The following is a 19,484-nucleotide window of genomic DNA, read 5'->3' as shown; positions in this document are numbered from 1 at the left end:
CGGAGTGCTACTCCGCCGCTTCCTTAAGCTCTGGATCGAAGCGCCAGCTCGGGATCTCGCCGATCTCGCGCAGGCGCGCGCTTTCGCGCTCCATATATTCGCGAGTCATCGGGATGGCGCTCCGGTCTTTCACATATTGCAGTTGCCAGTTGACCATCGTCCCGTTGCGGAAACTCTGCTCCGCTCCGGCGAGGTAGAACAGCCACATGCGATAGAACACCTCATCATACATCTCGGTGATCTCGGCCTGATGCATGACGGTGCGCGCGTACCATTCTTGAAGCGTGTGGCTGTAGTGAAAGCGCATCGCTTCGACGTCCATCACCTGCCAGCCGTTCTTCTCGCTCTCGGTCACAAGCTCGCTGAGCGCCGGGATATAGCCGCCCGGGAAGATGTATTTGCGAGTCCATGCATCGGTGTAGCCCGGCGCGCCCGATCGACCGCAGCAATGCGAGATCATCACGCCGTCCTGCTTGAGCAGGCGGTTCGTGTGTTCGAAGAATTGCGGGTAGTGGATCGTGCCGACATGTTCGAGCAGGCCCACGCTTGAGATACGGTCGAATTCGCCGGTAACGTCGCGGTAATCCATCAGCTCAAACTTGACGTGTTCGTCCACGCCCAGCTCTTTCGCGCGCTCGTTCGAAAAGGCGATCTGGTCGGGCGCTAGCGCGACGCCGAGCACTTCGCAGTCGTACATCTTGTGCAGGTACAGCGCGAAGCCGCCCCAGCCGCAGCCGATGTCGAGCACGCGCATGCGCTTGCCGCCATTGTCCTCGGGCCGCTTCAGATAGAGCTTGGAGGCAAGGTGCGCCTTCTTGTCCATCTGCGCTTGTTCGAGGCTGGTGCGCGTGGGATCGTCCTCGCGATAATAGGCCATCGTATACTGGCGATCCTCGTCGAGGAAACGCTCATACAGCTGGCGCGTCAGGTTGTACGTGTGCTCGGCATTGGCTCTCGCCGAACTGCGCAGGTTGATCCCGTCGACTGCGGCCTTGACCTTCTGCACCGCCTTGCGAACTGGCCCCTTGGCCTTGAGCGACGATGCTCCTAGCCGTTTGGCGTTCATGGTCACCATCAGGATCATGTCGCGGATATCGTGCGGCTCCTCGACCACGAGCCAGCCCCACATGAACGCCTCACCAGCGCCCATCTGCGGATAGCGAACGATGTGGTTCGCCGCTTTCTTGTTGGTCAGCTTGATGCGGATTGGACCGGCACGCCCGCCAACGAGCGGATCGTATTCGCCGCCAGGTCCGTAGGTGTACTCTTTGCCATCGTGATCCGTCACGATAAGCTGGCCAAGCTGAATTGCCTTGGTCAGGAATTTGTCGAGTAGCCACATATGTCTGATTGATCCCCCGAAAACAGTGTGCGCCGTACGAGCAAGAAAGTCTCTCCAAACACCGGTTTGGCTGGCTTTGTGTTATGCTGTCAATCGGGAGTAGGAAAGTGTCGTCAGGGGAGACGGGGATGAGCGAAGCCAAGACACAAGTGAACGATGCGCCGGTTGAGGACTTTATCGCCGCGGTAGAGCCGCCTGCAAAACAGGACGATGCGCGGGTACTGCTCGACCTGTTCGAGAAGGTGACCGGCGAAAAGGCTCGCATGTGGGGCGACAGCATCATCGGCTTTGGCGAATACAAGACGACCTATGCGAGTGGGCGCGACGTACATTGGATGCGGGCAGGTTTCAGCCCACGTAAAGCGAAGCACTCGCTTTATCTCATGGGCGGCTATTGCGACGACATCGCCGCAAAGCGGCGCGAGGAAGCGCTTGGGCGGCTTGGCAAGCACAAAACGGGCAAATCCTGCCTCTACATCAACAAGTTGGCAGACGTTGATCTCGAAGTGCTTGAAGACATGATCGCTGCCGATTGGGAGGCTATGGGCCGCATCTACCCGGAGTAGTGCGACCTAGATGCCGGCATACCACTGGTAGTCGCCGACATCCTCCCAAAAGCCACCTTTGCCGCCGTTGATGTCTTCAAAGCTTGCGACGGCTTCGATGCCGGTCAGGTACTTGGCGTGCTTGTAGCCAAGCTGCCGCTCGATCCGCATTCTTAACGGTGCGCCGTTCTTCTCGGGGATGGGTTCGCCGTTGAGCTGGTGCGCGATGATTGTCTGCGGATGATAGGCATCGACCATGTCGACGCTCTCGTAATAGGCGCGGCCATAGAGAGTGTCGGCGCAGCGGAAGAGGATGAAGTTGGCTTCCTCGCGTACCCCGGCCTCGTCGAGCAGGCGTGAAAGTTGCGGCCCGTTCCATTCGGCAATCGCGCTCCAACCCTCGACACAGTCATGGCGGGTGATCTGGGTGCGCTGAGGCAGGGCTTTGAGATCGGCAAGGCTCAGGATCAGCGGATTTGCAACCAGCCCGCCGACATCCAGCCTCCAGTCGGCAAAGCCGTTCGCCAATTGCTCGCGATACTCAGGCGTGTCGACCGTGAGCGATCCGTTGCCGCGAATGTCGGGAGAGCGTTCGTCCGGCGCATATTCGGGAGCCAGCGCCTGACGATTGGCGAGCGCGCGGTGCGCGGCGCGGTGCCAGTCCTCGGCAGCGTCGAACAGATCGCCTGCGGGGCCGGTTTGGGCAAGCTCGGTGCAGGCGGCGGCGGGAAGCGCGGCCATCCCGGCAAGCATCGCGCGGCGGGTGGTGTCAGCCATGTCGGCTCTCCTTCTTGCCCCCGGTAATCATCGCACCAAGCTCCTTCCATTGGCTGGGCATGAGAGCGAGGAGGATATGCAACACCGCGAAGCCCGCCAACGCCCATGCGGCGAGGAAGTGGAGGCTGCGCGCGCTCTGACGACCACCGAGAATGTCGACCAGCCACGGCGCGATCGGTTCGAAACCGGGGCTCATGGCAAGGCCGGTGAAGACCATCAGCGGCAAGAGGATGCCGAGCACCAAACCGTACATGATGCGTTGCAGCGGGTTGAACTTGGATGGCTGTTCGTGATCTCCCGAAATGTGAGACTTGATGACTTCAAGCCAGCGGCGCGGCGACCAGTCGCCCGGGCTGGTGGCGACATCGCGCCAGAAGTGACGGTTGATGAGGCTCGCGATCCACATGAAGAGCAGCGCGAGCGCAAAGATCCATGCCGACAGGTTGTGCCAGTCGCGCGCCTCGGCAAGGTCGTAGCGTTGGGGGATCGTCATCCAGGACGGGAAGCGCATGACCCTAAGCCACGCATCGGCCGGGTCGAAGCCATAGTCGCCCCAATAGAGATAGCGGTGCGCGTTCGAGATGGTGAGGCCGGACCCGAACAGGACGATGAAGGCGACCGCGTTGATCCAGTGCCAGATCCGCGTCGAGAGCGCGTGGCGCTTCATGCCCTGTCCTTCCGCCGCATCGCCTCTTCTCGGGCGAGGTAGATAACGTCGCGCGGCTGGTCCATCAGGTGCTGGCCGCTGTCGATGAAGAGCGTGGTGCCGCTCTTCAAGGTGCCGGTCGCAAGGAACAGCGCGGCATCGACGATCTCTTGCGGCGATGTCTTGCGCTCCAGCAGGTTCAATCGATGCGAGACATCGGTTTCATCCTCGCTCTGATCGTGGCTTGCGAGGATCGCTCCGGGCGCGATGCCGTAGACGCGGGCATCGGCGGGAGCGGTCATCGCCATCATCGGGATGGTCGAGGCAAGCGCATGTTTTGACATGGTGTAGCTGAAGAAGTCGGGGTTCGGGTTCTCGATCTTCATGTCGGTGACGTTGATGACACAGCGCGGTTCGTCACCTTGCGCATGCGCGACGAAAGCCTGTGCCATGCGGGCAGGGGTGAGGGCGTTGACTTGCATCGCTTCTCTATTCGTAGCGGGATCGAGTTTGGTTGCATCGTCGTAGCGAAAGACTGACGCGGAGTTGACGAGGCAACGAAGGCCGGGGAGACGGGCTGCCGCTTGTTCGATCATAGAGGCGGCGGCGTTATCGTCCGACAAGTCGCATTGGACGGTCTCAGCGGACGGCAATTCGCCTGCAAGCGCCCCGGCCTGATCGCCTGAGCTCAGGTAGTGAATGACGACGTGCCAGCCTTGGCCAGCAAAGCCGCGCGCGATCTCGGCGCCGATGCGCGTGGCGCCTCCGGTAATGAGGATGGCGGGGAGGGGTGCGTCATCAGCCATGACGCAGAGCCCTATCAGCGCTCACCCGCTTTGCACACAGCAAAGCGCCGCCCGCTGGGACTTGCGGACGGCGCTTATCTGGTTGGCGTTTAGAGGGTTAGCGGCAGCGTGCGTCGCTGCGGTCGATCTCGCGGCCCAGGACTGCGCCCAGCGCACCGCCGAGCAGCGTACCTACCGTGCGGTCGCCGCGGGTGTCGATGGTGCGGCCAAGGAGGGCACCGACGCCGGCACCGATCACAAGACCGGTCGTGCCGTTGTCGCGCTCGCAGTAGTAGCGTCCGTCGCGGCCGCGCCAGACGCGGTCCCCGCGGCGCAGTCGGCGCGGCTCGTAGTAGCGGCCACGGTCATCATAGACGCGGCGATTGTACCTGCGGTCGTACCGCCGGTCGCGGCGATCTTCGTAATAGTCGTCATCGTCGTCATCGTAGCGGTCACGGTAGCGACGGCCGTAGCCGCGGGCATGACGCGGCGGGTCGCCGTAGGAGGCGACGTGCTCGAGGCCGGTGTCGAATGACAGTTGTATATCCATAGCAGGAGCGGGGGCGGGAGTGATCTCGGCAGCCTGGGCGGGAGCGCTGATGGCGGCGAGGGAGCCGGTGGCGGCAAGCAGTGCGATCATTTTCATCGTCGTGTTCCTTTGCGGCCTTGTTCGTGAAGGCACGCCCTAGTTCGTTCATCTTCACCGAACGCTGGATGAACGAAATGTTGGAATACGAGTCAGGGAGACGAGATGCGTCCTTGCTGCGACGAGCGGATCGAATCTCAGATCAACTTCGCCCGCGCCTTTTCGCGCAGCTTGGGGGCGAGTCGTTCCATTTCAGCGAGCTCCTCAAGCTCGTCTTTCGAAGCCTTGCTCGCGACCAACGCCGCGAAAGTGCGCGCGACCGTCCAGTCGCTCTCGCCCGTCTCGGTCCGCTCAAGTACGTCGCCAGCGCACGCTTCCCCGATTTCGAGCACGCGGAAGTACCAGCCTGAGCGCCCGCTTTCGATGATGGTCTTCACCATCCCTTTCGATTTGCAATGCTCGCCGAAACGGTGCTCGATCTTCCAGCAAGGCTGGCGCGGCTGGCTTACTTCGATCAGCGCGCTGCCGAGCCGGAGGCGGTCGCCGATATGCACCTCGCTTTCAGTGAGGTCGCTCACCGCAAGGTTCGACCCGAACGCGCCGGGATGGTCGAGCAGGTCGACATCGCCGAGCGTTTCTCGCCAGAATGCGTGGTGGTCGAGCGGGTAGAGATGCAGCGCCATTTCCGGCCCGCCATGAACGCGCCGGTCGGCTTGTTCGTCGGGGGCTAGTCCTTCCTCGAGGATCTGCACAGCGCCCTTGCGTGGGTACTTGGCAAAGGCGCTCAATTCCGCGCCGTTGAAGGGGCGAGCGGTCCCGGTGCAGATCGCTTCGAGCGTGCGTTTCATGGCTGTTCCTTCAGGGGCGACGTATGAGAAGTGGACCGCATGTTACACGGTCCAAAGGCAAAAACTGTGCGCTCTGAAACCGGCGCGAAATACCGCTTTTGAAAATTGGGCGAGGCGACGGTTTTCATGCCAGCCTTGCAGCACATTGCGTGCCAGTAGGAAAGTGTAACGCCCGTCAATCGGGACGCCGTGCGGTGATCGCGAGCCAGTCGCGCATGACGCCGTCCGCGCCCTTTCCCTGCCACGGGGCAAGTTCGAGGATTTCGAAGCCGGCAGCGGAGTAAAGCTCCTCCACATAACCTTGCGTGACCCGTGAATTGAAGCGTCCGCGATCGTCGCGGAATTCATCATCGCCGCGCTTGTAGCTTGCAAAGTGAAGCCCGCCGGGGACCAGCGCCGTGTGGATCGCTCCGACGATATCGCTCAGCGCGTCGGTGGGCACATGCATCAGGCAGGCATGGGCCCATATCGCGTCATATTCGGCCGACGCCGCCAGTTCCTCGAACCGCATCTGGCGCGCGTTGACGCCGTGCCGTTCGTTTGCCTTGGCGACCATCGCGGCGGTGCCATCGGTTGCGTCGACCGCAAAGCCACGCTCGATCATGCGCGCCGCGTCGCGCCCCGTTCCGCAGCCCAGTTCAAGAACACGCGCACCGGAACCGAGCCGGTCGAGAAAACGGTCGAGAAACCGGCTGTGCGAGCGGTCGAATGCGAGCGTGTAATAGGGCACGCTCGCTTCGTAGTGGTCGATTGTCGGCTGATCGGTGCTCATGGCGGATGTCGTGCCCGCCAGGAGGCTGCGGATCAATCCTTGAGATTGCGCTCAAAGAATTGGAGCGTAGCGGGCCAGATGATCTTCTGCGCCTCGCCATTGGCGGGGTTGCCGGTTTCGCGGCTGCCATCGCCCGACAGGTAATGGCCGGCATCGGTGAAGATCAGGCTGACGGTCGGCAAGCCAGCTTCGGCGCGCCGCTCTGCGATGAACTGGGCCATTTCGCCTGAGTTCCAAACGAGATCGGCATCGCCGCCTGCGACTAGCACCGGCTCGTCGATCTGCTCCACTGCGATGCGCGCTTTGACCACCCGGTCGGGATTGGCGTTGCGGCCCTTGTCGTGCGGCAACCGGATACGAGGGTTGCCATCGGGACCGGTCGGGTTGGCGAATTCCTCTCCCATGCCTTCATACGGCACGAAAGGAAGCGGCTCGCCCTGCCAGCTGAAGGAGCTTGGGCGGGTGCCATCGCCTGTGCCCCATCCTTCCCAGACTACATCGCTGGGTACGATGGCTGCGATGGCCGCAAAGCCGTCGATATAGCTTCCCGCGAGGAGGGCTAATTCCGCACCCTTCGAGACGCCGTAGATGCCAATATCGTTTGCGCGCACATCGTCTCGTTCGGCAAGCCATTGCAGCGCTGTTTCTGCACGGTCGACGGGAATGTCGGCAAATGCGCGAGGCAGGCCGGGGAATTGCTGCGGATTGTCAGCCCAGGCGGGCGAGTAATAGGGCATGCCGAAGACCGCGTATCCTTCGGCGAGGAAGCGCGGTGCAAGGTTGCGCGCGGCGCGGTCGCCGCCTTCGCTCCCGCCAAGCAGGATGATCGCGGGGAAGGGGCCTTCGCCTTCGGGTGCGATGAAGAACGAGCCGGGCATCGAGTCGCCAACGGCAATCTCGGGAAGCTCACTGGTAGGCGCGGCGTCCTGCGCTAGCGCAGAACCCAGCGGCAACGTGAGGGGCAGCGCAGCGGCCGCGAGTGTAAGACCACAGATGGCGGTGCGGATAGTCATGTCGGCTCTCTCCTTCATCCCTCACCGGGCAAAGCTACGAGGAAGAGCCACATTGAGATGCGGATCAGTCCTCGCTCGCGAGCGCGGCGGCTGCGGCCTCACGGTCGCGCTCGGCGCGGCTCTTCTTCTGCGCAGCCGTTTTCAGCTGCCCGCACGCGGCGTCAATGTCGCGTCCGCGCGGAGTGCGAACAGGCGCGCTGATACCGCCTTCGAACACGATGTTCGAAAACGCCTTGATCCGTTCGGGCGTCGAACATTCGTAATTCGCACCCGGCCACGGATTGAACGGGATGAGGTTGACCTTTGCAGGCAGGTCGAACTTCCTGAGCAGGCGAACAAGCTCACGCGCGTCTTCGTCCGAATCGTTCTTGTCCTTGAGCATCACATATTCGAACGTGATGCGCCGCGCGTTGGAGGCGCCGGGATAATCGGCGCAGGCCTGAAGCAGTTCCTCGATGCCGTACTTCTTGTTGAGCGGCACGATCTCGTCGCGCACGTCCTTGGTCACGGCGTGGAGTGAAACCGCGAGATTGACCCCGATTTCCTCGCCGCAGCGCTCCATCGCCGGGACGACCCCGCTGGTGGAAAGCGTGATGCGACGCTTCGACAGTGCAAGCCCGTCGCCGTCCATCACGAGGTTGAGCGCATCGCGCACATGGTCGAAATTGTAGAGCGGCTCGCCCATGCCCATCATCACGATGTTGGTAAGCAGGCGGCCATCGGCGGTGTAGTGGCCGACATCCTCGGCCTCATCCAAACCGTCCATAACACCCTTGGGCCACTCGCCGAGGGCATCGCGAGCAAGCATGACCTGACCGACGATCTCGCCCGGCGTGAGGTTGCGAACGAGGCGCATCGTGCCGGTGTGGCAGAAGGTGCAGTTCAGCGTGCAGCCGACCTGGCTCGACACGCACAGCGTGCCGCGGTCGGCGTCCGGGATGAAGACCATCTCGAAATCGTGGCCGTCATCGGTCTGGAGCAGCCACTTGCGCGTACCGTCAGAGGAATGCTGCGCTTCGACGATGTTGGGGCGACCGATCACGAACCGCTCGGCAAGCCACGGGCGCATGGTTTTCGAGATGTCGGTCATCGCCTCGAAGTCGGTGACGCCGCGATGGTAGAGCCAGTGAAACACCTGCTTGGCGCGCAGCTTCGCCTGACGCTCGTCAAGACCCGCTTCGGCGAACAACTCGCGGATGCGCGGGCGGGGGAGGCCGATAAGGTCGATACGACCATCGGCGCGCGGCGTGATGTCACGCGCGACGGGAACCGGGTCCACCTGCCCGGGGATGGTCATGAGTGTCGTGTCTGCCATGATTGAGCGCGCATATAAGGGCGCGAGTGCGATTTGACCAGTCAGCTCATCGGGTGACTGGTGAGGTCCTGTCCGAACATGACGCGGTGCCCGTCAGGCGTGCGCACGGCAAATTCGCGCATGTCCCATTCCTCGGTGCGCGGCTCTTTCAGAATGTCGGCCTTTTCGCGGTCGATTTCGGCGAAATAGGCGTCGATGTCGTTGAACTCGATATAGCCGAAATACTGGTGGTCGCCGAGGTCGGGGACCGGATGCGCATCGGGGCAGGAACCAAGCATGATCATGCAAGGCCCGCGCTTCACGAAAACCCAACCGCCAAGATCGCGCAGGGCGTCGAACTTCATCACGTCGATCCACCAGCGCGCAGTCGCCATCGCGTCGGGTACGGCAAGCACGAAGCTCATGCCGGTGATCGAAGGCTTCTCGCTCACCGCGACGCGCATCCGACGACGGCGGCATCGATAGCGGTCGCGACGCCTGCAAGATCGTATCGGTCGGTAAAGCGCCTCCCTTGCTCGTCACGCGCCGACACGCTCATGCGTGTGGCGGAGCGAAGCGCGGCGACGACGCTTGCATCCATGCGCGCATCCTGCGCCCAGGCGTTGCGGCCATTAGCGGCGAGGGTGAAGCGCTCGGACCCGATGGTCAGGCGCACATCGCTCCCCTCTCGTGCGGGGCGGGACAGCTGAATGTGAAGCTGTGTGCGGATGTTCTGGCGCGGCCAGCTTGCGATGCTGGCGAAGGGCCCCGCTTCGTTGCTGCGGGTCGGCTTGGCAATGGCGTAGCAGCGCGCAGGGCTGTCATCGCGAAACGCGGCCCAGCTGGAATAGACGCCGAGGCTGTCTTTCGCAGCGAGAGGCGAGGCGATGAGGCCGAAGGCTAGCAGGGGGAGGGCAAACCTAGTCATAGTCTATTCCCATGACTTCCCACTCCTTGAGCCCGCCGGGAAGCTTTACGATGCGCAAATCCCCGACAGATGCGCCTTTCAGCGCCTTGGCGATGGGAGAAGACCACCCGACGAGGCCCTTGCCCGCGTCCTGTTCATCGTCCCCAACGATAGTAACAGTGCGGCGCTCGTCGTCCTCGTCGGCAAGCTCGACCGTCGCGCCGAAGAATACGCGGCTGCGGTCCGGCTGGTTGGCCGGATCGACCACGCGGCACGCTTTCATCCGGCGCGACAGGTAGCCCAGCTCGCGGTCGATCTCGCGCATGCGCTTGCGGCCATAGATGTAGTCGCCGTTTTCCGAGCGGTCGCCATTGCCCGCCGCCCAACTGACGATCTCGACAATCTCAGGGCGTTCGGTGCCGAGCAAATGGTCATAGCGCGCCTTGAGCGCAGCCATGCCAGCGGGCGTTATCGGAGGGCCGGGTTTTGAAGCCATGACGCCACTTTTAGCGCGAAGGCTTTACGGAAGAAAAGTGTCGACCGTGCGCGGCAGCCCCGCTTGCTCTGGATACATGTGCGAATAGCTAACCGCATTGCCGATCACGCGCATGACGTAATAGCGCGTCTCGAAATTGGCGGGGATCTTCTCGATCCATTCGACCCAGTCGATCTCGCCCCGGCGCGGGTCGCCATTCAGCGCGAGCCACTGACGCACGCGCCCCGGCCCTGCGTTGTAGGACGCAATCGCAAGCGGGTAGGCACCGCCATACAGGTCCATCCGGCGGGCAAAGTGCGCATCGCCAAGGCGGATATTGTATTGCGGATCCTCGGTGAGGTCCGCGCTCATATACTGGATGCCAAGAATGCCCGCTTCTTCGCGAGCGGTGCTGCGCAGAAGCTGCATCATGCCGATCGCGTTTGCGTGGCTGCGACGGGTGCGGTCGAACTCGCTTTCCTGACGGGCGATGGCGTGAACCATCGTCCAGTCGTTGACGCGCGGGGTGGGGACGGTCGGGAAGCCGATCCGCTCATAGCCCGAAAGCCCGTTTGCGCCCGCTTCCATTCCGACGACGACCGCCATTTCTTCAAGGCCCGTTTCAGCGGCGAGCTGGTTCACCATCAAGAGCTCTTCGGGCGTCTTCGCGCTTTCGCCGATCGCCTGGAAAAAGCGGCGCTCGGTCCGCCAGTCGCGGCGATTGCCGGCAAGCGTGCGGATCGCGCGAACCAGCGGGCGCGCCTCGAATTCGGCGCGGGTGGCCGCGTCGATCTGCAGTTGGGGAAGTTCGGCAAACTCAGGCATCGGGCGGCCAAGCGCCTGAAGCGAGAGCTGGCCGTAATAGTAATGCGGATATTTGGCAGCCATTTCGAAGTAGCGCGACGCATCTTCGGAAAGACCCGCCTGACGCGCCGCACGGCCTGCCCAATAAAAGCCCTTGGCGCGGGTCAGCGGCGTGCGAGCCGCCTCGCCATAGCGAAGGAACAGCGGAGCAGCTGCCGCGCCATTGCCAAGCTGCCAGAGTGCGTTCGTGCCGCCCAGCCACATGAGGTCGGTGTAGCGATCACGCAGCGAGAAGGAGCCTTGCGAGATGTCCTCTCCCTCTTCGAACAGGTCGTCGATCTTGCTCGCGATGCGCACCGAACTGGTCGCGCCTGCCGCCTTGGCAATCGCAAGCATGTCGCCGACGAATTCCGCCGAATCAAAAGCAGGTGCGTTGAAGTCGGGACGGTTCGAGAGGAGATTGATCGCCGCATCGGTCATCCGGCGCGAGCGGTAGTAATTCACGAGGTTGAAGACATAGCCCGCATCGCGCTGCGCATCGGCAGGGACCGGCACGCCCGCTTCAGACGGCAGGGTTCCGCGAACCAGCGCAATGCGCGCGGTCGCGAGGTCACGCTGCGGCGCTGCAAGGTTCACGAGGTGACGCTCGGCAGCTTCGGCATCGCCTTGCCAGAGCAGGGCATCCATGCGCGCCGCGTGATCTTCATCGGAGAATTGCGAGCCAAACAGGCCAAGGATGTAGGCCTCTGCCGTGGCGCTCATGTCACCGCCGCGCCACGCTTCGCGCGCCATGTTAAAGGCTTCGTCGCGGTTCGCAGCTACCAAAGTCAGCGCGTAAAGCGCGCGGCCATGATTGGTAAGCGGTGGGTGCGCGTCAAAGAAAGCGAGCGCATCGGCCTGCTCGGGCACCTCATCGTCGAGCGTGCGCTCGGCGCGGATACGGATCATCTCCATGCGCGGAAATTCGGGATAGCGCAGCGCGAAGCCTGCATAATCGGCGAAGGAATACTCGCCGTTTCCGGTCAGACGCTCCCATTGGGAAATCGCCGCCCCGATCTCACCGGGAGCCCGCGCCACGAGGTTGCTGCGCTGGGGAACGCTGGTCGCTTGCGCGCTCTCTTTCATGGCCGAGCCAGGGGTCGAAAGCGCTCCCACGGAAGCTGCGGCGAGGGCCGCGATGGCAATAGGGCGGGAAAGCAAATTTCTGACCATGCTGGACATAGTGCGGATTGGCTCCTTATCAGGCGCTTAACAGGATTACTCGGGTGATGAAGATTGCCCCAGCCTTAAGTTATTGTGTCATACAGGAAGATTGCAATGTTCAGCGGCTCCATTCCGGCTCTGGCGACTCCTTTTCGCGACGGATCGTTTGATGAAAGCGCGTTTCGCAAACTTGTTGACTGGCAAATAGAAAACGGCAGCTCGGGACTTGTTCCCTGCGGCACGACCGGAGAGGCTTCGACGCTTTCCAATGCCGAGCATCACCGGGTGATCGAAGTGTGCATCGAACAGGCCGCAGGACGCGTGCCGGTGATCGCCGGTTGCGGGTCGAACGACACCCGCAACGCCGCGCTTCACATGAACTTTGCCAAGAAGGCGGGCGCGGCTGCTGGGCTTTGCGTTGCGCCTTATTACAACCGGCCAAGCCAGGCGGGACTGATCGCGCATTTCAGCTATCTCGCCGAGAGCTGCGACCTTCCGATCGTTCTCTACAATGTGCCGAGCCGCACGGTGACCGACCTCGAGGACGAAACCGTGGTCGAACTGGTCAACCGCTTTCCGGACAAGATCATCGCGATCAAGGATGCTTCAGGCGATTTATCGCGCGTCGCGGACCACCGCATGGGGATCGGGCGCGAATTCTGCCAGCTTTCGGGCAATGACGAATTGTGGCTGCCTCATTCGGCCGCCGGGGGCAGGGGGGCTATTTCCGTGACGGCCAATGTCGCGCCTGCACTATGCTCGGAATTTCACGCAGCGATTGCAGCAAACGACCTCAAGAAAGCGCGTGAGCTCAATGACCGCCTGTTCCCGCTACACTACGCGATGTTCTCAGACGCATCGCCTGCTCCTGTGAAGTACGCACTGAGCCGCGTGCACGACTGGTTCTCACCCGCTGTGCGCCTGCCGATTGTCGAGGCGAGCGAGGCATCGCGCAAAGCAGTCGACGACGCGCTTGAACATGCGGGGCTGATCTAAAGCACCTCGTCTTCGTCGAGCAGCGTTTCGGCAAAGCCTTCGGGTTCGCTGGTATAGATCGCGTCTGCGAGGCTCTCGATCCGGGCGCCGACTCGTTCAGGGTGGTCGACATGGGCGATGTGGAACAGCGCATCGCCCTGATGGACCACGGGCAGGGTTGCATGGCCGATGATGATGCCGTCGGTCGGGCTGAGGATTTCCAGCGGCTCTTCGCCGAACAGGCCGGCAACGGCGGCCAGCAGGTCGCCTTTCTTCACCGCATCGCCCGACTTGCGCATCCGGTGCGTAACGCCGCCGCGCGGAGAGCGCACCCATTGCGTCTTGTTCGAGCGTGCCGGAACGCCGACTTCCGCAAGTCCATCATCGGCTTCAATCATGCCAAGATGGGCAAGCACGCGGCTCACCCCCGCAACGCCGGTCTCGATGGAAAAGCGGTCAAAGCGCAGCGCCTCGCCGGTTTCCATCAGCAACATCTCGACCCCTTCCTTGGCGGCGAGCGCGCGCAGCGACCCGTCGCGAAGCGGACTTTCGATGATGACCGGCGCGCCGAATGCCATCGCAAGCTCGACCAGCTTCTTGTTTCCGGCGGCGATGCGGATTTGCGGCAGGTTGTAGCGATGGACGGCAGCGGTGTGGATGTCGATGCCAAGCGAAGCGCGGCTTACCACTTCGCTGAAGAATACGTTGGCGACTTGCCCGGCAAGCGAACCCGACGCGTTGCCGGGAAAGGAGCGGTTGAGATCGCGCCTGTCAGGCAGGTAGCGGGTGTGACTCAAAAAGCCAAAGATGTTGGCGACCGGCACCAACATAAGCGTGCCTGACAGTTCCTCCGCCGAAAGCTGGTTGGCGATGCGCTGGATGATCGCGGTTCCCATGATCTCGTCACCATGGATCGCGCCGCTTACGAACACAGTGGGCCCCGGCTTGGCCCCATGCAGAACGCGCACGGCAAGCTGCGAAGAGTATCCGGTCGCCATCGTGGTGATGGGCAGGCCGATATCGGCCTCGGTCCCCGGCGCGATGGTCTCTCCGCCGATCTCGAAATTGGATGGTTTTGGCGCGTGCATCTTTGAGTAAATCCCTGTGGTGAGCGAGATTGCGCCTCAAAACGCGCGCTTGGCAAGCGGAAGTTGCGCGCCTATCTCGCCTGCCACCATGGCACGGCCCAAACCCAAAACTTTCGACAAGCAGAAAACCGTCGCGGAAAATCGCCGTGCGCGCTTCGACTATGCGATCGAGGAAAAGTTCGAAGCCGGTCTCGCGTTGCAGGGGACCGAGGTGAAAGCCTTGCGCGCTGGCGAGGCGACGATTGCCGAAAGTTATGCCGAAGTGCGCGATGGCGAGGTTTGGCTGATCAATTCGAACATCCCCGAATACAGCCACGGCAACCGCCTGAACCACGAACCGCGCCGCCCGCGCAAATTGCTGCTGAACGGGCGCGAGATCAACAAGCTGTTCGGCGCGGTCGAGAGGAAGGGCATGACGCTCGTGCCTTTGTCGATCTACTTTAACGCACAGGGGCGCGCGAAGGTCGAACTCGCTCTAGCCAAGGGCAAGCAGGCGCATGACAAGCGCGCCAGCATCAAGGAGCGCGACTGGAAGCGCGACAAGGCACGGATCATGCGCGACCGGGCGTAATCGCCGTTGAGAGCAAAGCTTCACGGTTAATTTTCGCTTGGGTCAATTCACCCATTGGTCAGATGCCATTCGCTACCCATATGGCGGTCATGGTGGTTAATCGGCACTTGAACGAAGGACGCTTGCACTGCGTGAAGACGCAGGCCAAGGCGCGCCCGTCGTCATGAGCAGCCAGCGCACCTCTTCTCCCAGTTTCTTCCAGAGCCCGTTCCGCTGGATGGGACACGCTTTGGCTCGCTACATGCCGAGCCGCGAGGAAATGGCTCGCAGCAAGTATCTCGCACCGATTGCGCACCGTTTCCTGTCGCCTGAATTGTGGCGCTTCACGCGGCGCTCGGTTCCGCGCGGGGTTGCTCTGGGCCTGTTCAGTGCATTCATTCTGCCGGTGGGGCAGATATTCCTCGCCGCCTTTCTCGCGCTTCCTGCACGGGCCAATGTGCCTCTTGCCGCAGCCGTCACATTTGTAACCAACCCGTTCACCATCGCCTTTTGGGCAGTGGTCGCAAACCGGGTGGGAACCTTCATTCTCAAGATCGATGCGGCCGCCGCGCAGGTCGCGAGCGCCAAGGCGGGCTCAACCTGGTGGGCGTCCTTCGTCGACTTCTTCGAACTCGCCGGAGTGACCGTGGTCGGCTTTGTCGTCCTCGCCGTTGTCTCGTCGGCAATCGGTTATCTCATCTCCGGCGCGATCTGGCGACTTATCGTTGCACGCAAGCGGGCAAAACGGCTGAAAGTGATGGGCAAGCGGCTCGACCTGAGCGCTGACGCAAACTAGGCTGGAAGGCCATTCGAGACGGGCGTTCGTGCGCTCACCTTGCAGCCGACAATCGACGAAGAGCCGTACCCAGCGTGAAAGCCCCCAGCACCGACATTTCTTCAAAATCCTCGCCATCGCTGCTTTTGACAGGGGTGGGGGCAGGGCTGCTGTTGAGCGCGCTCTTGGTGTTCCTGGTAAGCGGGGACTGGATCGTCGGTGTCGCTTATGCGGCGGGCCTGATCGTGCTGCTGGCCGCAGCCTTCGCCTTTGAACGCTACACCGCCGAACCATCGCAGGCGGAGGTCGCCGCAGCCGATTGGTCGGTAACCGTCGCAGCGATCGAAGCAAGTGGCGGCGCATCGGATGATCGCGCGGCGGAAGCCATCGCCATCACCGATAGAGCAAACAGGCTGGTCTGCGCGAACACGCCTTTCACCAACGCTTTTGGCGCTGAAAGCGCCCCGCCGGCGCTTGATCTGGATCGCCCCGAACTCGAAGCCATGAGCAAACTCGCGCGCGAAGCGTGGCGCGATGGCGATGCAAGCCTTGCTTCGCTTGATAGCCAGGGGGGCAGGGAATGGTCGGTCAGCGCGGCGCGCGCCGGGCGCGGCGACGACCACCTCATCTGGCGCTTTACTCCGATCATCGCTGCGACAAGCGATCCGCTCGCCAAGATCGACCTCTCCGGACCTTTTGGCGCGATGTTGAGCCGCGCAGGGATCGAGGCGGCCATCACCGGACCTGACGGCATTATCCGCTCGGTCAGCGCAGGATTTGCCGAGCGCGCTTCGGGTGACGAGGCTGCGACACTTGCCGGGCAGGAATTCGTTTCACTGCTGCGCGCCGACGAACGCGATCGCATCTTCTTCGCACGCGAGGGGCGCAGCGGAACGCCGCAGACGCTGATCGACGTGCCGCTTAGCGAACCGGGCCTTGCAGGGATCACTCCGGGCCCGGACGAAGGGCTTTCAATGATGCTGCTGGTCGACAGCGGCGTCGGCATCGGAACCGGCTGGGACGGAGCGTCGCAAGCGGGCGTCGCGCAGCTCGAAGCGCTGCTTTCGCAATTGCCGCTCGGCCTCGCAATGGCAGACCGCGACGGACGGTTCCTGTTCGGAAACGAAGCATTCCTACGCTCGGTCGATCGCGAGGGAAGGGGACTTCCGCCATTTCCGACCGACCTTGTCGTGCGAGAGGACAAGGGTGCACTGTCCGACGCCGTGCGCCGCCACGGACGCGGGCCTGCGACAAGCGGCGACATGGCCGTGCGCCTGACCTCGAGCTCGGAAGAACCGGTCTCGATGGGACTTGCCGGTGTGCGCGGGCTGGGCGAAGCGGCGGTGCTCCTAAGCCTTGCCGATTCCAGCGAAGAAAATCAGCTCAAGCGGCAGGTTGCACAGGCGACCAAGATGCAGGCGGTGGGCCAGCTTGCTGGCGGTGTTGCGCACGACTTCAACAACGTGCTCACCGCGATTATCGGGACGTGCGACCTCATGCTGCTGCGCCACACGCCGGGTGACAGCGACTATGACGACATCCAGCAAATCCGCGCCAACTCCAACCGCGCCGCCTCACTGACACGGCAATTGCTCGCGTTTTCGCGCCAGCAGACCCTGCGTCCGGAAATCCTGCAATTGCCTGACGTAGTCAGCGAAGTGAGCCCGCTGATCAAACGGCTGCTCGGCGAGAAGATCGACTATTACGTCCAGCATGACCGCAACCTTGGTGCGGTGCGCGCCGACCCGCAGCAGCTTGAGCAGGTCATCATGAACCTTGCCGTAAATGCGCGCGATGCGATCAATTCCAATACCGGTCACGGGCGAGCGATGGGCGGTAAGCGGCAGGGACGGATATCGCTCCTCACGCGCAGCCTGGAATCGAACCAGGTGGTTAAGCTCGGCTCCGAAATCCTGCCGCCTGCCGACTACACTGTGCTTATCGTGGAGGATAATGGCGGCGGTATCCCGACCGAGGTCCTGCCCAAGCTTTTCGAACCCTTCTTCACCACCAAGGAACAGGGCAAGGGCACAGGGCTCGGCCTTTCGACCGACTACGGGATCGTCAAGCAATCGGGCGGCTTTATTTTTGCTGACAACGCCACCGATGCGAGCGGGCGGCCCAAGGGGGCGCGCTTCACGATCTACTTCCCGGTCCACAAGGGCGTGGTCCCGCGCAAGCAGGTGGCCCCTGTGAGTGAGGCGTCCTCCGATTGGTCGGTGGGCGGCAAGATCCTGCTGGTCGAAGACGAGGACATGGTCCGCGCCGTCGCCGAACGCGCCCTGTCGCGCGCCGGATATCAGGTCACGCCTTGTGCTGGCGGGGAGGAGGGGCTTGCCGCTATCGAAGGTGACGGCGATTTCGACCTCGTTGTCAGCGATGTCGTGATGCCCGGAATGGACGGGCCCGCCATGGTGCGAGAAATCCGCAAAGCGCATCCAAAGATCCCGGTGCTCTTCATGTCGGGATATGCCGAGGAATCCTTGCGCAAGGATATCGACATTCCCGACATGCACTTCATTCCCAAACCCTTCAGCGTCGCTGCAATCAGCGACAAGGTCGGCGAAGTCATGCGTGCAGCCAAGGCAGCGCAGGACGCCTGAATTATTGCTCATTCACAGGGCGTGTGAAAAAAGTTCTGTTCTACTCTTGTTCTTATGGAACAAACCGTATACATCCACTCCAACAGGGGGCGCTCGACGGGCATCTCCAACCGGCTGGTTAAAACTCGCTAATCAGCCCTAGGCAAGCGAAGGAGTGCATGCGATGGCTACCAATCTCAAGCTCGTAGAGAAGGAAAAAGACGTGGACCGTCAAAAGGCGCTCGACGCCGCCCTTGCACAGATTGATCGCGCTTTCGGCAAGGGCTCGGCGATGAAGCTCGGCTCGAAAGAGGCGATGCAGGTTGAATCGATTTCGACCGGGTCGCTGGGCCTCGATATTGCTCTTGGTATTGGCGGCCTGCCTAAAGGCCGCGTGATCGAAGTCTACGGCCCGGAAAGCTCGGGTAAGACGACGCTCGCACTGCACTGCATTGCAGAGGCTCAGAAAGCCGGCGGTACGGCGGCCTTCGTCGATGCCGAGCATGCGCTTGACCCGGTCTATGCGAAGAAGCTGGGCGTCGACATCGACGAACTGGTCGTCTCGCAGCCCGACACGGGTGAGCAGGCACTCGAAATTACCGACACGCTGGTCCGCTCGAACGCGGTTGACGTGCTGGTGGTCGACTCGGTCGCGGCGCTTGTCCCGCGCGCAGAAATTGAAGGCGAGATGGGCGATTCCCACGTCGGCCTGCAAGCGCGCCTGATGTCCCAATCTCTGCGCAAGCTGACCGGGTCGATCAATCGTTCCAAGTGCATGGTGATCTTCATCAACCAGCTGCGGATGAAGATCGGCGTCATGTACGGCAACCCCGAAACTACGACCGGCGGTAACGCGCTCAAGTTCTACGCTTCGGTTCGCCTCGACATTCGCCGCACCGGCCAGATCAAGGACCGCGACGAGGTGATCGGCAACTCGACTCGCGTGAAAGTGGTCAAGAACAAGGTCGCCCCGCCGTTCAAGCAGGTCGAATTCGACATCATGTATGGCGAAGGCATCTCCAAGATCGGCGAGATTCTCGATCTCGGCGTGAAGGCCGGCATCGTCGAGAAGTCGGGCAGCTGGTATTCCTATGACAGCGTCCGCATCGGCCAGGGCCGCGAGAATGCCAAGACCTACCTCAAGGAAAATCCTGAAGTTTGCGACAAGTTGGAAGCCGCCATTCGCGGTAAAACCGACGAGGTCGCCGAGGAAATGATGACGGGCCCGGACGCGGATACCGACAGCTGATCCTCAAGCGGGCGCCCTGCTGAAACCTCGTCTTTTGACGAGGGAGGGGCGGATCAAAGTGCGGGCCTTTCAGGGTCCGCCGCCCGGAGAAACGGAACACCGGCGCGTACCTTGCTCCCTATATTCAGGAGCGTCAGGTCCGCGCCGGTTTTTCGTTGCGCAAAGATCGGGCGCTGGGACTGGCCGATTGCTGGGATAGGCGGTGCTGCAACAGGGATGATCCGAATGGGGCAAGAACCGCTCCTTTCGCTTGTCGCTTCCGCAAGCA

The 19,484-nt window shown here is 62.2% G+C and carries 20 protein-coding genes; 6 read left to right on the top strand and 14 right to left on the bottom strand.

The window, feature by feature from the left end:
* Nucleotides 1-7: 7 nt before the first annotated feature.
* A complete protein-coding gene (locus NAP1_RS07000) occupies nt 8-1,342 on the bottom strand; it encodes a cyclopropane-fatty-acyl-phospholipid synthase family protein (protein ID WP_007164555.1) in 1,335 nt (444 codons plus the stop codon).
* A 128-nt stretch (nt 1,343-1,470) separates the two neighbouring features.
* Between NAP1_RS07000 and NAP1_RS06995 the strand changes: the two genes are divergently transcribed.
* Nucleotides 1,471-1,908 (top strand): DUF1801 domain-containing protein, encoded by a 438-nt coding sequence (locus NAP1_RS06995; protein ID WP_007164554.1) that lies wholly within the window; start codon nt 1,471-1,473, stop codon nt 1,906-1,908.
* A gap of 6 nt (nt 1,909-1,914) precedes the next feature.
* On the opposite strand, the gene NAP1_RS06990 is transcribed toward NAP1_RS06995, so the two are convergent.
* The 12 genes from NAP1_RS06990 to NAP1_RS06935 all read right to left on the bottom strand — a co-directional run bounded on the left by NAP1_RS06990 (nt 1,915) and on the right by NAP1_RS06935 (nt 12,015).
* Nucleotides 1,915-2,664, bottom strand: coding sequence for a molybdopterin-dependent oxidoreductase (locus NAP1_RS06990; protein WP_007164553.1), 750 nt, complete (start codon nt 2,662-2,664; stop codon nt 1,915-1,917).
* Nucleotides 2,657-3,331 carry a cytochrome b/b6 domain-containing protein gene (locus NAP1_RS06985; protein ID WP_007164552.1) on the bottom strand — a complete coding sequence of 225 codons (675 nt, stop codon included), beginning with the start codon at nt 3,329-3,331 and terminating at the stop codon, nt 2,657-2,659. Before NAP1_RS06985 ends, NAP1_RS06990 begins: the two co-directional genes overlap by 8 nt.
* Nucleotides 3,328-4,116, bottom strand: a complete 789-nt coding sequence (locus tag NAP1_RS06980) for an SDR family oxidoreductase (RefSeq protein WP_007164551.1) — start codon at nt 4,114-4,116, stop codon at nt 3,328-3,330. The genes NAP1_RS06985 and NAP1_RS06980 overlap by 4 nt, the downstream gene beginning before the upstream one ends.
* Nucleotides 4,117-4,213: 97 nt before the next feature.
* On the bottom strand, nt 4,214-4,741 hold the full coding sequence (locus NAP1_RS06975; RefSeq protein WP_007164550.1) for a glycine zipper 2TM domain-containing protein: 528 nt from the start codon (nt 4,739-4,741) through the stop codon (nt 4,214-4,216).
* A 137-nt stretch (nt 4,742-4,878) separates the two neighbouring features.
* Entirely contained in the window at nt 4,879-5,529 is a 651-nt protein-coding gene (locus tag NAP1_RS06970) for an MOSC domain-containing protein (protein ID WP_007164549.1), read from the bottom strand.
* A gap of 175 nt (nt 5,530-5,704) precedes the next feature.
* On the bottom strand, nt 5,705-6,301 hold the full coding sequence (locus tag NAP1_RS06965) for a bifunctional 2-polyprenyl-6-hydroxyphenol methylase/3-demethylubiquinol 3-O-methyltransferase UbiG (RefSeq protein ID WP_007164548.1): 597 nt from the start codon (nt 6,299-6,301) through the stop codon (nt 5,705-5,707).
* Between the two features lie 32 nt (nt 6,302-6,333).
* Nucleotides 6,334-7,314 (bottom strand): acyl-CoA thioester hydrolase/BAAT C-terminal domain-containing protein, encoded by a 981-nt coding sequence (locus NAP1_RS06960; protein WP_040464806.1) that lies wholly within the window; start codon nt 7,312-7,314, stop codon nt 6,334-6,336.
* A 64-nt stretch (nt 7,315-7,378) separates the two neighbouring features.
* Nucleotides 7,379-8,629: a 23S rRNA (adenine(2503)-C(2))-methyltransferase RlmN gene (gene rlmN / locus NAP1_RS06955; protein ID WP_007164546.1), complete on the bottom strand. Its 1,251-nt coding sequence runs from the start codon at nt 8,627-8,629 to the stop codon at nt 7,379-7,381.
* Between the two features lie 41 nt (nt 8,630-8,670).
* Nucleotides 8,671-9,060, bottom strand: coding sequence for a VOC family protein (locus tag NAP1_RS06950; RefSeq protein WP_199796966.1), 390 nt, complete (start codon nt 9,058-9,060; stop codon nt 8,671-8,673).
* Nucleotides 9,057-9,536, bottom strand: a complete 480-nt coding sequence (locus NAP1_RS06945; RefSeq protein WP_007164544.1) for an invasion associated locus B family protein — start codon at nt 9,534-9,536, stop codon at nt 9,057-9,059. Before NAP1_RS06945 ends, NAP1_RS06950 begins: the two co-directional genes overlap by 4 nt.
* On the bottom strand, nt 9,529-10,011 hold the full coding sequence (greB, locus tag NAP1_RS06940) for a transcription elongation factor GreB (protein WP_040464332.1): 483 nt from the start codon (nt 10,009-10,011) through the stop codon (nt 9,529-9,531). Before greB ends, NAP1_RS06945 begins: the two co-directional genes overlap by 8 nt.
* Nucleotides 10,012-10,035: 24 nt before the next feature.
* A complete protein-coding gene (locus NAP1_RS06935) occupies nt 10,036-12,015 on the bottom strand; it encodes a lytic transglycosylase domain-containing protein (RefSeq protein WP_241761191.1) in 1,980 nt (659 codons plus the stop codon).
* A gap of 96 nt (nt 12,016-12,111) precedes the next feature.
* Here NAP1_RS06935 and dapA point away from each other — a divergent pair, with 96 nt between their 5' ends.
* Nucleotides 12,112-12,993: a 4-hydroxy-tetrahydrodipicolinate synthase gene (gene dapA, locus NAP1_RS06930; RefSeq protein WP_007164540.1), complete on the top strand. Its 882-nt coding sequence runs from the start codon at nt 12,112-12,114 to the stop codon at nt 12,991-12,993.
* Here the strand turns inward: dapA and NAP1_RS06925 are convergent.
* Nucleotides 12,990-14,060 (bottom strand): succinylglutamate desuccinylase/aspartoacylase family protein, encoded by a 1,071-nt coding sequence (locus tag NAP1_RS06925; RefSeq protein ID WP_007164539.1) that lies wholly within the window; start codon nt 14,058-14,060, stop codon nt 12,990-12,992. The genes dapA and NAP1_RS06925 overlap by 4 nt on opposite strands.
* A gap of 88 nt (nt 14,061-14,148) precedes the next feature.
* Here NAP1_RS06925 and smpB point away from each other — a divergent pair, with 88 nt between their 5' ends.
* The 4 genes from smpB (at nt 14,149) to recA (ending at nt 19,216) form a co-directional block, all read left to right on the top strand.
* Nucleotides 14,149-14,631 (top strand): SsrA-binding protein SmpB, encoded by a 483-nt coding sequence (smpB, locus tag NAP1_RS06920; RefSeq protein ID WP_040464805.1) that lies wholly within the window; start codon nt 14,149-14,151, stop codon nt 14,629-14,631.
* 241 nt (nt 14,632-14,872) lie between these two features.
* Nucleotides 14,873-15,406, top strand: a complete 534-nt coding sequence (locus NAP1_RS06915) for a DUF2062 domain-containing protein (RefSeq protein ID WP_007164537.1) — start codon at nt 14,873-14,875, stop codon at nt 15,404-15,406.
* Nucleotides 15,407-15,480: 74 nt separating this feature from the next.
* Entirely contained in the window at nt 15,481-17,988 is a 2,508-nt protein-coding gene (locus NAP1_RS06910; protein ID WP_241761190.1) for a response regulator, read from the top strand.
* Between the two features lie 163 nt (nt 17,989-18,151).
* On the top strand, nt 18,152-19,216 hold the full coding sequence (gene recA / locus NAP1_RS06905; RefSeq protein ID WP_007164535.1) for a recombinase RecA: 1,065 nt from the start codon (nt 18,152-18,154) through the stop codon (nt 19,214-19,216).
* The last annotated feature ends 268 nt before the right edge of the window (nt 19,217-19,484 follow it).

Origin of the sequence: Erythrobacter sp. NAP1 (genome assembly GCF_000152865.1) — a bacterium.
Classification (GTDB): Bacteria; Pseudomonadota; Alphaproteobacteria; order Sphingomonadales; family Sphingomonadaceae; genus Erythrobacter.
Note: the sequence above shows the minus strand (reverse complement) of the source record. Positions and strands in the feature narration are given on the sequence as shown.